Raw genomic sequence first — 13966 nt, 5'->3', positions numbered from 1 at the left:
CGCGCTATGTCTTTGGGCGAAATTTTGAAATTTTATAATTCCGCAGCGGGCAAAATTCTAAAATTTTAAAGCGGACGGAATTTTAAATTTAGCGATTTCAAAGCCGCAAAAGGCTAAAATCCACGCGTAATTAGGGCTAAGGCTTAGCCATTTTATTTGAAGGCAATTTCATGCAAAGACGCGATTTTTTAAGAAACACTGCGATTTTAGGCGCCGTTATGGCTGCTCCGAGTACTATTTTGGGCGGGGAAAAAGTCATTGGTAAAAAGAGAACTTTCGGGCTATCACTAAATCACGAAATTTTAGAGAAGGGTAAGCAGACTCGGCTTTGGATACCGCTTCCTCTTATCACGGAATATCAAAAGGTAAGCGACATAAAATTTGACGGCAATTTCAACGATCCGTCCGTGGACTATGGCGAAATTCCGACGCTCTATGCCGGCTACGTCGGGGTGGCAAAGCCCACGCTAAATATTAAATTTAGCGTCGAGACCTTTGAGCGAAATACCGACTTTAGCAAGGTAAAATTTAATCCGAACGAAAAGCTTAACCCCGAGGTAGCGAAGTTTTTAGAGCCTAGCACGCAGATTCAAATCGACGGCGTCGTCAAGCAAAAATCAGACGAGATCGCAGGCGGCATAAAGGGTGATCTAGAAAAGGCGCGCGCGATTTATACGTGGGTGGCAAACACTATGCAGCGCGATAACAGCGTGCTAGGCTGCGGGCTAGGGGACGTGAAGCAAATTTTAAGTAGTGGCAAGCTAAGCGGCAAATGCACCGACATAAATAGCGTTTTCGTCGCACTTTGCCGCGCGCAGGGCATCGCCGCAAGAGAGATGTTTGGCATCCGCGTCGGCGCGTCGAGATTTAGCGCTCAAATGGGCGCCGCGCCTAAAGACGGCGTCAGCCATATCTCGGGCGCGCAGCACTGCAGAGCGGAATTTTATCTAAAAGGCCACGGCTGGATCCCGGTCGATCCCGCAGACGTTACAAAGGTACGATTGGGTGAGAAGCTAAGCAATGACGACAGCAAGCTCGCTAAAATCCGCGAGTATTTATTCGGCAACTGGGAGATGTGCTGGATCGGCTTTAACTACGGCAGAGACTTCACGCTAAGCCCACGCCCAGCGCAGTTTCCGATCAATAATTTTGGCTATCCTTACGGCGAAGTGGACGGCAACACGCTTAATTACTACTCGCCGAAAGATTTCAGCTACGATTACAGATCGAAGGAGCTGTAGCGGTTCGCGTTTTGCTATGCGGCACGTCGAACTACTTGAGCTTTTTGAGTAGGTATACAAGAGAGGCTTCCCGCTAGACGACTTTGGGCGAATGTGTAAAAGCGCGCCTAATCTACGTGCTGCCGCGTCTGCATTGGAAAAAAATTCCGCGCCTTGTTTTGGCGTGGAATTTAAAAATTTTTAGAATTTTACGAACGACATGGCGGCGGAATTTTAAAATTTCAAGATGAATAAAATTTTGAAATTTTTCGGCGCGAAATTTTAAAATTTACGGCTTGCAGAATTTAAAATTTCGCCTCTTTGCCACTCTGTGCGAAATTTGGTAGCGGTAAAATTTGCAGATAAAATTCCGCGTCAAAAAGCCGACGAGGGTGCGACAAGATTATGACAAGATTATAATTAAAAGGTAAAATTTGAAAACTGAACTAGAAAATTCCGCGCAAGAAACCTTGGCGCAAAAGCGAGAAAATCCTGGCAAAAATCGCTTCAGCACGAGCAGTCTGTGGCTGATATTTGCCGCGATTTTTAGCGCGGTTGCGGCGACGTTTTGTTGCCTACCTGCGCTTTTATTTTTGATTTTCGGCGCGAGCTTTTCCATTTTTTCAGGCGCAGAGGCGCTGGAAGGTTACCGTGCGCCGCTTTCTGCGTTAGCGCTTTTTTGCTTCGCGCTTTCCGCGTTTTTCTTTTTCAAAAAGCCGCGCGCATGCTCGCTGCAAAGCGGGCGCAAAAAATGGATTCTGATCTACGCGCTCTTAGGAGCCTTGCTTGCCTTTATGCTTACATATCCCGAAATTTTAGGAGGGCTTTATGCGTAAAATTTTGTTTTTGATGCTTGGATTTACAGCGCTTTTTGCCGACAAAGAGGTTAAAATTTACGTGGAAAAAATCCACTGCCCGCTCTGCACCGCGATCGTGCGAAAGGCGCTTTTGCAAACGCCAGGCGTGATAAGCGCGAAGGTTTCACAGCAGAGCAAAACCGCGACCGTCGCGGCAAAGGATGATACAAACGCGACCGCGATGCTTGAGGCGATCGCAAAAACGGGCTATGAAGGCGTAATCGTAAAATAAAAATCCTCGGCAAAATTCGGACTAAATTTTAAATAAATTCTTGCTAAATTTCGGTAAAATTCATGCGACTTTGCATAAAATTTCATTTTGCGCGGCTTGCCTGCAGCATAAGCTAGCGCGATTGAAATTCTGCGCGTATTTTGCGGAAGCGCTATGTCGACGCGGTCGCGTTTAAATTTAGCAGAATTTCGCAAGCGCTTAAGCGAGTGCGGTTGCTTTTAAATTCAACGGGCGTGTCGCAATAACGCCGGATATAATAAATTCAAAAGGAGCAAACATGCAAAAAAACGAGGTTATGAACGATTTTAAGAAGCTGTGCGAGATACCGCACTGCAGCTGCGAAACGGAGCAGATGAGGGAGTTTTTAGCGGATTTTGCGCGCTGTCAGGGCTTTAGCGTAAGCGTCGATGAGGCGGGCAACATCCACGCCGTAAAGGGCGAGCCTAAAATCTGCCTGCAAAGCCACTACGACATGGTTTGCGTGGGCGCGGCGCCGAATTTAGAGCTCATCGAAGAGAATGGCATCCTAAGGGCGAAAAACTCGACTCTGGGCGCTGATGACGGTATCGGCGTGGCGATGATGATGGGCGCGATGCGGGAGTTTGCGAATTTAGAGTGCTTATTTACCAACGACGAAGAGGTCGGGCTCGTGGGCGCAAACGCCTTTAAGGGTAAAATTTTATCGCCGAATTTGCTAAATTTAGACAGCGAAGAGGACGACCGTGTGACGCTGGGATGCGCCGGCGGCATAAACGTGAGCGCAAAAATCGGCGCCGCGAGCGTCAAAAAGAGCGGTAAAATTTACGAGATCGGCGTCACCGGGCTTAGCGGCGGGCACTCGGGCAACGAGATACACAAAAATATCCCAAACGCAACGAAGCTGCTGGCGAAATTTCTCGCCGAGGAGGGCTGTGAGCTCATAAGCTTGGATTTTGGCGAGAGGAGCAACTCGATCCCTGCAAATGCTGTGTGCAAGGCGCTGTGTGCTCATGAACCAAAACAGCGAGGTCTCGCGTGGGTAAAGAGCCTGGGCGAGGGCGAAGCGGACGTGCTGGTAAATAGCGGCAAAATTTTGGCACTAATTAACTCATTCGCTCAGGGCGTGCGCAGCTACGACACGCAGCTTGGCATGGTAAACGAAAGCATAAATCTCTCGACCGTCAAGCAAAAGGGCGAAGTGATTGAATTTGATTTTTTCGGACGCGCGATGAAGCGCGAAGGGCTTGAAAATCTGGGTTTTGAAACCGCTACGCTAGCTAGCGCGCTGGGCTTTGATGTGAGAGTAGCCGATCGCTCAGCGAACTGGGCGCCGTGCATCAGCGACTTCGCGCATCTGGTGCTTGAGGAGTTACAAAAACAAAAGCCGCAGGCTAAATTTGCCGCCGTGCACGCAGGCCTTGAGTGCGGCGTACTGGTCGCAAAACAGCCTGAGCTGCAAGCCTGCTCCATAGGCCCCAACATCCATTCGCCCCACTCTGTAAACGAGCACTGTGAGATAGCGTCGGTGGAGATGATAGCGGAAGTCGTAAGAAATATAATCGCTAGACTTCAGTAGCTTAGGACGGCTTGTCTTTTGAGCGCTTTTTGCGGATTTCGTTAAAATTTGACTCGATAGGCTATATGCCTTATCTTCGTCAAATTTTAACTTCAAAACCCCAAAAATCATCTCAAAAATACTTCGCCTTTAAATTTTTGCGGCGACTCATATTTTAAGCATCTTTACAGAAACCCCGCCTGCGGCGTCGCTACGCTGGTTTTGAAATAAATTTGAAAATTTTAATCTAAGATAGGCTTTATGCCTAGCCTTAATTAAAATTTTCTGCACAACTTTCAAAACGACCTCACGATACGTTGTCTTAGCTTCTTGCATTACAAATTTGATTTTAAAATTTGCAGCGATTTTTATAAAATACAGATCATAATAAACACAGCTACCAAGAATCAAAATTTTAAAATTCCGTCAAAATTTAAGCCCGCATCTGCAGGCTGAAATTTTACGGAAAATTCTTATCCTTGCTGCTGCACAGCTCGTTTAAAAAGCACTCTTTGCAGTTCGGCTTGATCGCCTTACAGGTGTAGCGGCCGAAAAGCACCATACCTTGGTGCAGCTTGCCAAGATCGGTTTTAAAAGCCTCGCTCAGATCGCGCTCCGTAAGCTCAGGCGTCTTTGCACGGCTCAGCCCCAGGCGATGCGCGACGCGAAATACGTGCGTATCCACCGCCATTACGTTTGCGCCCGCGCCCTCTAAAAGCACGACATGAGCGGTCTTTTGCCCCACGCCCGCAAGAGATTTGAGCCCTGCTTCATCAAGCGGCACAACGCCGCCGAAATCACTAACCACCGCCTGCGCCATTTTGATTAAATTTACCGCTTTGTTATTGTAAAAATTGCACGAGCTGATTAGCAGCTTTACGCTCGCCAGATTGGCCTTTGCGAGCTCTGCAACGCTAGGAAATTCCGCAAAAAAGCGCGGCGTGATCAAATTTACCCGCTTGTCGGTACACTGCGCGCTAAGCATCACGCAGACCAAAAGTTGATAGGTGTCTTTAAATTTCAACTCACTGCGCTCTTCCGCGAAGTTTTGCAGAATTCTCTTTTTTATCTCTAAAATATCTTTTTTACTTCTCATTTGCATTTCCTCAAGGCGGAATTCTACCCTAAAATTCTAAAGTACAGTTTGATTGTTAACAACTTTGAGTTATAATCGCCGTTAAAATTTTTTTAAGGAATTATGATGAAAAAAGTTTTATTTACAGCACTTAGTTTGGCTGCCGCTATCAGCCTTAACGCTACCGTTTACGCTACCGTAAATGGCAAAGACGTAACCGAAAAAGAGCTTGCTCCGCTACTTCAAGGCATAGGCAACGTAGATATCGCTGCTCTTAATGCCGATCAAAAGAAGGAGCTTATCGATAAAGGTATCGATCTGATGCTGCTAACGGATGAAGCTAAAAAATCGGGCGTTATGGACGAAGACGTTTATAAAAAAGAGCTTGAAATCGTAAAAGATAACTTAGCGCTTCGCGTATGGCAGGCTAAAGAAGCTAGCAAAATAAATATTGATGATAAAGAAATAGCCGATTTTTATAACAAAAACAAAGCGCGCTTTACCGAGCCTGCGAGAATCAAAGCGGCTCAGATCGTCGTTAAAACCGAAGCTGAGGCAAACGATATTATTAAGCAGTTAAAAGGGCTTAGTGACAGTGCGCTATTTACTAAATTTGCAGAGCTTGCCAAAGCCAAATCTATCGATCCGCAGGCTAAACAAACCGGCGGCGAGCTAGGCTGGATGCCTAGCGATCAGGTCAAGCCTTTTGCCGATGCGATCTCTAAGATAAAAGATGGTCAAATCACTACTAAAGCGATTAAAAGCAGGGTCGGATATCACGTAGTGTTAAAAGAGGAGTCTCAAGCTAAAAAGCAGTTAAGTCAAAGCGAGGCAAAGCCTTTTATTGAGCGCGTGCTTAGACAGCAAAAAGCGGCAAAAGTAGTCGAGCAAAAAGCGGCAGATCTTCACAAAAATGCTAAAATCGAGTATAAATAATATAGGAGCTAAAAATGGGCGTTTTAGATATAGTAAAACCGGGCGTTTTAAGCGGCGATGACGTAAGTAAGGTCTATGCGTATGCGAAGCAGCAGGGCTTTGCGATCCCTGCGGTAAACGTGGTGGGGAGCAACTCTATAAACGCCGTCTTGGAAAGCGCTAAAATCGCAAATTCGCCCGTAATAATTCAGTTTAGCAACGGCGGCGCGGCGTTTTACGCAGGCGCTACTTGCCCTAATGCCGCAGTTTTAGGCGCTATCGCAGGCGCGCATCAAGTGCATGCTTTGGCGGCTCATTATGGGGTTGCGGTGATTTTACATACCGATCATGCCGCAAGGAAGCTGCTCCCGTGGATCGACGAGCTTATAAAAGCCAATACCGCTCATAAAAAAGCTCACGGCGTGCCGCTTTTTAGCTCGCACATGCTCGATCTTAGCGAGGATGATTTGGAGCTAAATTTAGCGACCTGCGAGAAGTATTTGGAAATTTTAAACGATCTTGGAATTTCGCTTGAGATCGAGCTTGGCGTCACAGGCGGCGAAGAGGATGGCGTCGATAATACCGGCGTCGATAACGCGCGGCTTTACACCCAGCCCGCAGATGTCGCGCTCGCCTATGAGCGACTTGGCAAAATCAGTGATAGATTTAGCATCGCAGCAAGCTTTGGCAATGTCCACGGCGTGTATAAGCCGGGCAATGTTGTGCTGAGACCTGAAATTTTGAAAAATTCGCAAAAATTCGTGCGCGAGAAATTTAATCTGCAATCCGAAAAGCCCGTAAATTTCGTCTTTCACGGCGGCAGCGGTAGCGAGACCTCCGACATCAAGGCAGCCGTTAGCTACGGCGTCGTTAAGATGAATATCGACACTGACACGCAGTGGGCGTTTTGGGACGGCGTGCGTGCTTATGAGGCCAAAAATCGCGGCTATTTGCAAGCTCAAATCGGCAATCCGGAAGGCGAGGACAAGCCAAATAAAAAATTCTACGATCCTCGCAAATGGCTGAGAGCGGGCGAGCAGAGTATGGTGGCGCGCTTGCAAGTCGCATTTGACAATCTAAATTGCCTAAATAGGAACTAATATGGATCGCCCAAATAACGAAGTGCTCGATATCACGCTACCTGAGGCGAAGGAGCGCTCGTTAGCGGGCGTTTTTTTTAAGATCGCAGCTCTGCCGATCGCGGTTTTTGTGGTGTTTTTGCTGGGCTATTTAGGGCTTATCGGGCTGAAGGTAGAGACGCACTCGATCCTGATGATTGCAGTTTTGCTCATTATTGCACTAATTTTAGCTCGTCATAATGCAGAATATGGCTGCTTAAATTTTCAAAATAATATCGATGACTTCAAGCGCGAGCTGAAAAATTACATCGTCGCCAATCTCTTAAGTATCGGCGGCAAGAAAAAATCAGATGCCAGCTTTGATCTTTTTGTGGACGAATACGGCTACTCACTGCGTAATCAGAACTACGCTTCCGTCGCGTCGGCAGTCTTTCCGATGCTTGGAATTTTAGGAACTTTCATCTCGATTGCGATTTCGATGCCGCACTTCTCCTCAAGTAATATCGACGGGCTCGAAACCGAGATCGCGCAGCTTCTAGGCGGCGTAGGTACGGCGTTTTACGTCTCGATCTATGGAATTTTCTTAGCGCTTTGGTGGATATATTTTGAGAAAAAAGGCATTAGCAAATATGAGCGTCTGCTCATTAAATACAAAAATTCCACTAAAAATTTCTTCTGGAACAAAGACGAAATAACACAGGGCTATCTGAGTGAAATTTTAAACGCTAATTCTGAAATTTCGCGCTCATTTGCGATGATGAGCTCCACGAATTTTACTGAAAGGCTAAACCGACTAATCGATGAAAAAATCGGCGCTTTTGAAAGCGTGATGGAAGCCGAGAAACGAAGTATGGCGATTACACAAGAAGAGCTTGAAAAAGCAGGAGAGATGATCCAAAGGACAAATCTCGCTCACGGTGAGCTAGATAAGAGCTTCGCTCAAATTTTATCTGCGCTTAAGTCCGTATCTGCAAGCCTAATCGAAATTCAAAACGGAATTTCCGCGCAGTATCTAAGCCAGTCTAAGGCTTTAACGAACGGGCAAGGCGAGCTGGCTAACGTTACTAGTGCATTAAGCGCTCAAATCAAGAGCCTAAATGCTTCCTTGGGCGGGTTTGCGGGCGAAATTTCAAGTTCGCAGAATGCTTACGCTGCTAAAATTGACGCTAGCTTTAAGGGGCTAAGCGCGGATTTAAAGGCGCTTTTAGCTGGAGAGGACACTGCGCGAACGAGCAACGAAAGCATCATCGAAGAGCTTCGTAAAACGCTTGCGAGCATCGATGAAAAAGCACTTTTAGATGAAAACGAATAACGAAGAAAAAGAGACCTTTTGGATCGCATACGCCGATTTGATGGCGGGGTTGCTTTTTGTTTTCGTGCTTTTAGTAGGCGGCATCATCGTCAAATACTTCCTCACGCAAAGCAACCTACAAGAGAAAGAAAGCCAAATTTCAAGCGCGCTAGCAAGCCTGCAAAGCCAGGAGAAAAAAAGCGCCGAGCTTGAGGCGCTGAATAAAATTTTTAGCGACCAGCTCGAGAAGCTAAATATCGAAAACACCGACCTTCGCAAGCAAAATTCCATCTACTTCATACAGATCGAAGATCTAACCGAGATGGCGGAGAAGCTGAAAAAAGAGAATTTAGACATCAACTCGCTTCTGCAAAAAGCGCGCGAGGACGCCAACGCTACGATCAGCCAAAACGAACTTAAAATCGCCTTTTTGCTCGATCAGCTCACGAAGAAGGAGAGCGATTTTAATAAAATTTTACAAGACCTCAACGTCACGAAAAATCGCATCCGCAATCTAACCGGAATGAAGGTCAAGATCATCGCCGATCTTAAAGAGAAGCTGGGCGGCAAGATCCGCATCGATAACGAAAGCGGCGCGATGACGCTAAGCTCGTCGATCCTTTTTGACAAGGGCTCAAGCGAGTTGAAAGAGGGCGCCAAAGAGACGCTCCGCTCGACGCTGCAGAGCTATTTCGCCGCGCTTTTGGATAATAATGAAATTCGCGAAAATTTAGATCAGATCATCATCGAAGGGCACACGGACAGCGACGGCGGGTATTTGTACAACCTCGAGCTGTCGCAAAACAGGGCGTTTGCAGTGATGGATTTCATCAACTCGTGGAATAAAGATGAGCGGCTACAAAAATACCTCATCGCCAGCGGTCGCAGCTACACGCAGCCCGTGATGCGTAGAGGCGTCGAGGACAAGGACGCCAGCCGCCGCATCGAGATAAAATTTACCCTTTCAAACAAAGAGGCGATGGAGGAGATCAGGAAATTTTTGCAGTTCGACGCGAACGCTACGAATTAGCGGCTCGCCCTTAACGGCTCGCTCGAAATTTTAGTCCGCAAAAAAGAGGGCTTAAAATTTTAAAATTCTTAAGGAATTAACGACTTATCTGAAATTTCAACGGCGGTGGAACGTATCCTTTTATTTTGGCGCGAATGTCGTAATTTGGCGGCTCGCTAAATTTTACGCACCGCTTACGCAGCATTTGCTATGGCGGAATGGGTTTAAATTTTAAGTACGCGCATTTTGACGCGCTTTTAGTGCTGTCGCGCAGATAATATAGTTTAAATTAGATCTTTAAATTTAAGTCGCAAATTTAAACGGGCTCACAGGCGGCTTAAAATCCAAATGAATTTAAAAGCCTTGCTCATTTAGCTTTCTATATCCGTCACAACCGGCTTGATCACCCAAATCGCAAGCCTTGCTGAAGTATTTTTTTGCCATACTTATATTCTGACTTATGCCTTTTCCTAAATAATATGAAATTCCGATATTATAGCATCCGCTTCCATCTTTTAAATTGCAAGCTTTTAGATATAGTTCATTTGCCTTTTTATAATCTTGCTTTACGCCTTTGCCAGAGCTATACAAAACTCCTAGATTATAGCACCCTTTGCCATATTTCAAATCACAAGCCTTAGAATATAACTCATTTGCTTTATTATAGTTTTGTTCTACACCTTCTCCTTGTTCATATAAAAACCCTAGATTGTTGCATCCTACGTCATATTCTAGGTCGCAAGCTTGAGAATATAGCTTGCTCGCTTTTTTATAATCTTTATTTATGCCTTTGCCGTGTTCATATAAAATTCCAAGATTAGTACATCCTATGCCATATCCTAAATTACAAGCTTTAGAATACAATTCACTCGCTTTTTTATAATCTTGTTTTTCATATAAAGCCCCTAGATCATTACATCCTAACCCATATCCTAGATTACAAGCTCGAGAAAGTAAGTTTCTTGCTTTCTCGATATTTTGTTTTATGCCTTCGCCTAAATAGTGTAAGACTCCAAGATTGTAACATCCTTCGGCAATTTCTAAATCGCAAGCTTTAGAATACAATTCGCTTGCTTTCTTATAGTCTTGTTTTATGCCTTCGCCCGAGGCGTATAAGAGCCCAAGATTATTACATCCTGTGCCATGTCTTAAATCACAAGCTTTAGAATATAATTCACTAGCCTTTTCGAAGTTTTGTTCTACATCTTTTCTTGAGTCATACCAAAGCCCTAATATATAGCATCCTTCGCTATATCCTAGATTGCAAGCTTTAGAAAGCAATTCATTCGCTTTTTTGTCGTCTTGCTTTATAGACGTACCTAAATAGTATGAAGCTCCAAGATTATAACATCCTTCGGCAACTTCTAAATCGCAAGCTTTAGAATAGAATTGATCCGCTTTTTGGTAGCTTTGTTTTACGCCTTCCCCTTTTTCATATAAAATTCCAAGATTATGGCAGCTTTTACCATGTTTTAAATCGCAAGCTTTCAAATATAGTTCGCTTGCTTTTTTATAATCCTGTTTTATATTTTCTCCGAAGTAATATGCGCTACCGAGATTTGCACACGCCGATGCATCGTTATTGTCGCATTTACTTTGCAGTTCGCTTTCATTAAAATCGTTCTGTTTTGCCACTACTAAAGCCGCCGTGGCGATCAGCGCTAAAAATATCTTTTTCATACATCGCTCCATTTAAAATTTCGGCTATTTTATTTCATTTTCGCTTAATCTTTTGAAAATCGGCGAGCTGTAAATTTACATCGCCGCGAGCTTAAAGGCGAAATTTAGCAAAAAGCGTTAAAATTCCAAGCAAAAAAGGAGCGAAAATGAAAATTTTAAAAAGCACGGATGCAAATTTTAAAGAGGAGTTCGCGAGGTTGGTGCGCCGCGGCGAGACGGACATGAGATCGGTAATGCCCGTCGTAAGCGGCATCATCGAGGAGATCAGAGCGCGCGGCGATGAGGCGCTAGCTGAACAGATTGAGAAATTTGATAGATGGCGCGTGCAGGGCGATCTGGCTATCACGCAAGAGCAGATGAGCCGTGCGTATGAAGGCTTAACCGCAGAGCTTAAGAATGCGCTTCAGGTCGCATACGAGCGCATCTACGCCTATCATGAAAAACAGCTTGAGAGAAGCTGGTTTAGCTTCGATCCAAGCGGCGCGATGCTCGGGCAAAAGATCACGCCGGTAGATCGCGCGGGGCTATATATCCCGGGCGGTAAGGCAGCGTATCCGAGCTCGCTTCTGATGAACGCGATCCCCGCAATCGTCGCGGGCGTGGAGGATATCAGCGTCTGCACCCCTGCCGTGGGCGGCGTCGTAAACGAGCTACTGCTCGCGGCGATGCATGTGCTGGGGATTAAAAAGGCCTACAAAGTGGGCGGCGCAAGCGCGATCGCGGCGATGGCATACGGCACGCGCACGATCGGCAAGGTCGATGTCATCACGGGCCCTGGGAATATCTTCGTCGCAACCGCTAAAAAGCTCGTATTCGGCGACGTAAATATCGATATGATCGCGGGCCCTAGCGAAGTGGGCATCATCGCAAACGCTGCGGCAAATCCGCGCAACATCGCCGTGGATCTACTCAGCCAAGCCGAGCACGACGAGATCGCGAGCAGCTTTTTGATAAGCGACGATGAAAAATTCGCTCTTTGCGTCGCAGAGCATATCGAGCGCGAGCTTCCTACGCTTGCGCGTGAACCGATCGCTCGCGCCAGCATCCAAAACAAGGGCGCGATCATCATCGCACGCGATATGAGTGAGTGCGTAGAGTTGATGAACGAGCTTGCGGTCGAGCACCTCGAGATCGCGACCGAGAACGCCTACGAGCTGCTTCCGCGCATACGCCACGCAGGCGCGATATTTTTGGGCCACTACACGCCCGAAGCGATGGGCGATTACCTCGCAGGCCCCAACCACACGCTGCCGACCGGCGGAAGCGCGCGATTTTTCTCGCCTCTGGGAGTTTATAACTTCATCAAACGAAGCTCGATCATAGCGCTAAATAAACGCGCCATAGACGAGCTAGGAGGCGCGTGCATGGCGCTAGCGGATGCCGAGGGGCTCGGCGCGCACAAAAAATCGGTGCAGATTAGATTTGAAGAGAAGTGATTTTGCGGCGGTAGCTCTAAGAGGCGGCGAGGGCGAAATTTTAAAAAGCACCGGCGGCAGTTGCGAAACCGCGAGCCTAAATTTTAAAATTTAAAGACGAGTTAAATTTTAAAAAATGTAAGCGTCGCGACGAGAGTAAAATTTTAAAATTTCAAAAGCGCTATAAATTTAAAAAAACGGCTGTATTTGATTAAAATTTAAGGCAAATTTACTAAGCGAAATGATATACTTTCGCTGATTTTTTACAAGGAGAGAAAAATGAAAAAATCACTTTTAGTTTTGGCTAGTTTTGGCTTTGCGCTAAGTCTTAGCGCCGCAGATCTTTCAGATAGCTGCAAAGAGTATTTCGCAGATCTTGATAAGATGGTTGACACCTACAAACAAGCGGGTCAAGAGCAGCAGGTCAAGATGTATGAGGATCAAAAAAAGCAGTCCATGGATCAGATCAGCGCACTTCCTAAGGAGCAGCAAGAGGCCACTTGCAAACAAGCTAAAGAGATATTTAAGCAGATGATGGATCAGATGAAACAACAAGGCGCTATGAAATAAGCACCTTCGCGGGCACGATGATGTCTTCTTTAGTCGCGGCGATGCGATATCGTCGCGACTAATTCTTTTTAAACTCACACTTTTATTTTAAAAATTTTTAAATTTTAAAATTCGGATGTTTTATCCTCGTTGCTTTCGGGGCGCACTAAGAATTTCAGATTTGATATTTAGCTTGTTGCAGGAAGTTAAAACCAAATAAAGCGCTCGCCGTCGCTAAAATGCTCCGCAAGGCGACGCATCTTAGTGGGACGCTGCGGTGTACCAAAGATTTACGAGCCATTTTGGCACGGCTCGAAACAACGCCTCATCAATATGACGAATTCAGGCTCGGTTTGAGCGTTATTTTATCGCGATTTGAAATAGCCGAGGCTCATAGATAGAGCGAATTCACGTCTCAGTTTGCGGCTCTGCCTATGAAATTTACGGCCAAAAACATCTCGCAAAATCGCCTCGGATTTTAATCCTTAGTAATGATCGCGCTGTTTTTTATTTCGTGCACGTAGACATTTCTGTACAGCTCCTTACCGGCATCTAAATTATAGTAGTGCGTTGTTACTGTACAGCGTAAATCGGCGTCTATGACGAACTCCTGCTTGGCGCGCATCGGCGGCTTGCTTTTACCGCAGTGCACGTAATCGGCGTAAATTTCGCGACAATCGCTTATACGAAATGTGTCGTTTAAAAGGCATATAAAAACGTATTCGTGCCCGTGTTTGCTATCTTGAAAATCCCTCAGATAAAGCCTTAGCAGAATTGTTTTAGCGCTCTTTTCGGGCAAACGACAAGCTCTTATGTCTTTGATCCTCTCCAAATATGCGCTTAGATTGTCGATTAAAAAATTCTCCTTTGCGAACGAAAACAGCTCATTTTTATCAAGTAAATTTTTATCGATAGCCGCTAAGGGCGAAATTTCTCCCGGATAGCGCATCGGCAGTTGCGCGATCGGTAGATCGTCGTAGATATCTTTCATACTCTGATAAATCTCCGGCCGCGGCGCATCGTCTTCCTTGGCTGCAGCATTTTCCATGCCGCATAGCGCAAGTAGGCACAACAAAAATATCCACACCTGCTTCATAACATTCCCCCCCC

General features: G+C 45.9%; 13 protein-coding genes. 10 read left to right on the top strand and 3 right to left on the bottom strand.

Features of this window, described 5'->3' with window-relative positions:
- Positions 1 to 170: 170 nt before the first annotated feature.
- From Q0274_RS07700 to Q0274_RS07685, 4 genes are all read left to right on the top strand, one after another.
- A complete protein-coding gene (locus Q0274_RS07700) occupies positions 171 to 1241 on the top strand; it encodes a transglutaminase-like domain-containing protein (protein ID WP_298028688.1) in 1071 nt (356 codons plus the stop codon).
- Positions 1242 to 1654: 413 nt separating this feature from the next.
- A complete protein-coding gene (locus tag Q0274_RS07695; protein WP_298028686.1) occupies positions 1655 to 2056 on the top strand; it encodes an aryl sulfotransferase in 402 nt (133 codons plus the stop codon).
- Positions 2049 to 2309, top strand: a complete 261-nt coding sequence (locus Q0274_RS07690) for a heavy-metal-associated domain-containing protein (RefSeq protein ID WP_298028684.1) — start codon at positions 2049 to 2051, stop codon at positions 2307 to 2309. The genes Q0274_RS07695 and Q0274_RS07690 overlap by 8 nt, the downstream gene beginning before the upstream one ends.
- A gap of 277 nt (positions 2310 to 2586) precedes the next feature.
- Positions 2587 to 3864, top strand: a complete 1278-nt coding sequence (locus Q0274_RS07685; RefSeq protein ID WP_298028682.1) for a M20/M25/M40 family metallo-hydrolase — start codon at positions 2587 to 2589, stop codon at positions 3862 to 3864.
- Positions 3865 to 4303: 439 nt separating this feature from the next.
- Here the strand turns inward: Q0274_RS07685 and nth are convergent, their stop codons facing one another.
- Complete coding sequence (gene nth / locus Q0274_RS07680; protein ID WP_298028679.1) at positions 4304 to 4939, bottom strand: endonuclease III; 636 nt, start codon at positions 4937 to 4939, stop codon at positions 4304 to 4306.
- A 105-nt stretch (positions 4940 to 5044) separates the two neighbouring features.
- Between nth and Q0274_RS07675 the strand changes: the two genes are divergently transcribed.
- Genes Q0274_RS07675 through Q0274_RS07660 form a run of 4 tightly spaced genes read left to right on the top strand, consistent with a single transcriptional unit; the run spans position 5045 to position 9233 of the window.
- Positions 5045 to 5854 (top strand): peptidyl-prolyl cis-trans isomerase, encoded by an 810-nt coding sequence (locus tag Q0274_RS07675; RefSeq protein ID WP_297896504.1) that lies wholly within the window; start codon positions 5045 to 5047, stop codon positions 5852 to 5854.
- A 14-nt stretch (positions 5855 to 5868) separates the two neighbouring features.
- Positions 5869 to 6933 (top strand): class II fructose-bisphosphate aldolase, encoded by a 1065-nt coding sequence (fbaA, locus tag Q0274_RS07670; RefSeq protein ID WP_298028677.1) that lies wholly within the window; start codon positions 5869 to 5871, stop codon positions 6931 to 6933.
- Position 6934: 1 nt separating this feature from the next.
- Entirely contained in the window at positions 6935 to 8224 is a 1290-nt protein-coding gene (locus tag Q0274_RS07665) for a MotA/TolQ/ExbB proton channel family protein (protein WP_298028675.1), read from the top strand.
- Positions 8211 to 9233, top strand: a complete 1023-nt coding sequence (locus tag Q0274_RS07660; protein ID WP_298028673.1) for an OmpA family protein — start codon at positions 8211 to 8213, stop codon at positions 9231 to 9233. Before Q0274_RS07665 ends, Q0274_RS07660 begins: the two co-directional genes overlap by 14 nt.
- A gap of 333 nt (positions 9234 to 9566) precedes the next feature.
- Here Q0274_RS07660 and Q0274_RS07655 read toward each other — a convergent pair whose 3' ends face one another.
- The gene (locus Q0274_RS07655) at positions 9567 to 10892 is read right to left on the bottom strand and encodes a tetratricopeptide repeat protein (protein ID WP_298028671.1); all 1326 of its coding nucleotides are present in this window, start codon (positions 10890 to 10892) and stop codon (positions 9567 to 9569) included.
- Between the two features lie 146 nt (positions 10893 to 11038).
- On the opposite strand from Q0274_RS07655, the gene hisD reads away from it, so the two are divergent.
- Both hisD and Q0274_RS07645 read left to right on the top strand, forming a co-directional pair.
- A complete protein-coding gene (gene hisD, locus Q0274_RS07650) occupies positions 11039 to 12328 on the top strand; it encodes a histidinol dehydrogenase (protein WP_298028669.1) in 1290 nt (429 codons plus the stop codon).
- 258 nt (positions 12329 to 12586) lie between these two features.
- The gene (locus Q0274_RS07645; protein WP_291936556.1) at positions 12587 to 12877 is read left to right on the top strand and encodes a DUF5339 domain-containing protein; all 291 of its coding nucleotides are present in this window, start codon (positions 12587 to 12589) and stop codon (positions 12875 to 12877) included.
- 457 nt (positions 12878 to 13334) lie between these two features.
- Here the strand turns inward: Q0274_RS07645 and Q0274_RS07640 are convergent.
- Positions 13335 to 13966: hypothetical protein (locus Q0274_RS07640; protein WP_298028667.1), on the bottom strand; the 632-nt coding region annotated here is incomplete at its 5' end.

The sequence above is a fragment of the uncultured Campylobacter sp. genome, from assembly GCF_937973075.1.
Lineage (GTDB): Bacteria > Campylobacterota > Campylobacteria > Campylobacterales > Campylobacteraceae > Campylobacter_B.
The sequence above is the reverse complement of the archived record's forward strand: the minus strand, read 5'-3'. Positions and strand labels throughout refer to the sequence as shown.

Coding starts and splice junctions, on each gene's coding strand:
- Q0274_RS07700 (WP_298028688.1), top strand. CDS start 171: ATGCAAAGACGCGATTTTTTAAGAAACACTGCGATTTTAGGCGCCGTT.
- Q0274_RS07690 (WP_298028684.1), top strand. CDS start 2,049: ATGCGTAAAATTTTGTTTTTGATGCTTGGATTTACAGCGCTTTTTGCC.
- Q0274_RS07685 (WP_298028682.1), top strand. CDS start 2,587: ATGCAAAAAAACGAGGTTATGAACGATTTTAAGAAGCTGTGCGAGATA.
- nth (WP_298028679.1), bottom strand. CDS start 4,939: ATGAGAAGTAAAAAAGATATTTTAGAGATAAAAAAGAGAATTCTGCAA.
- Q0274_RS07675 (WP_297896504.1), top strand. CDS start 5,045: ATGAAAAAAGTTTTATTTACAGCACTTAGTTTGGCTGCCGCTATCAGC.
- fbaA (WP_298028677.1), top strand. CDS start 5,869: ATGGGCGTTTTAGATATAGTAAAACCGGGCGTTTTAAGCGGCGATGAC.
- Q0274_RS07665 (WP_298028675.1), top strand. CDS start 6,935: ATGGATCGCCCAAATAACGAAGTGCTCGATATCACGCTACCTGAGGCG.
- Q0274_RS07660 (WP_298028673.1), top strand. CDS start 8,211: ATGAAAACGAATAACGAAGAAAAAGAGACCTTTTGGATCGCATACGCC.
- Q0274_RS07655 (WP_298028671.1), bottom strand. CDS start 10,892: ATGAAAAAGATATTTTTAGCGCTGATCGCCACGGCGGCTTTAGTAGTG.
- hisD (WP_298028669.1), top strand. CDS start 11,039: ATGAAAATTTTAAAAAGCACGGATGCAAATTTTAAAGAGGAGTTCGCG.
- Q0274_RS07645 (WP_291936556.1), top strand. CDS start 12,587: ATGAAAAAATCACTTTTAGTTTTGGCTAGTTTTGGCTTTGCGCTAAGT.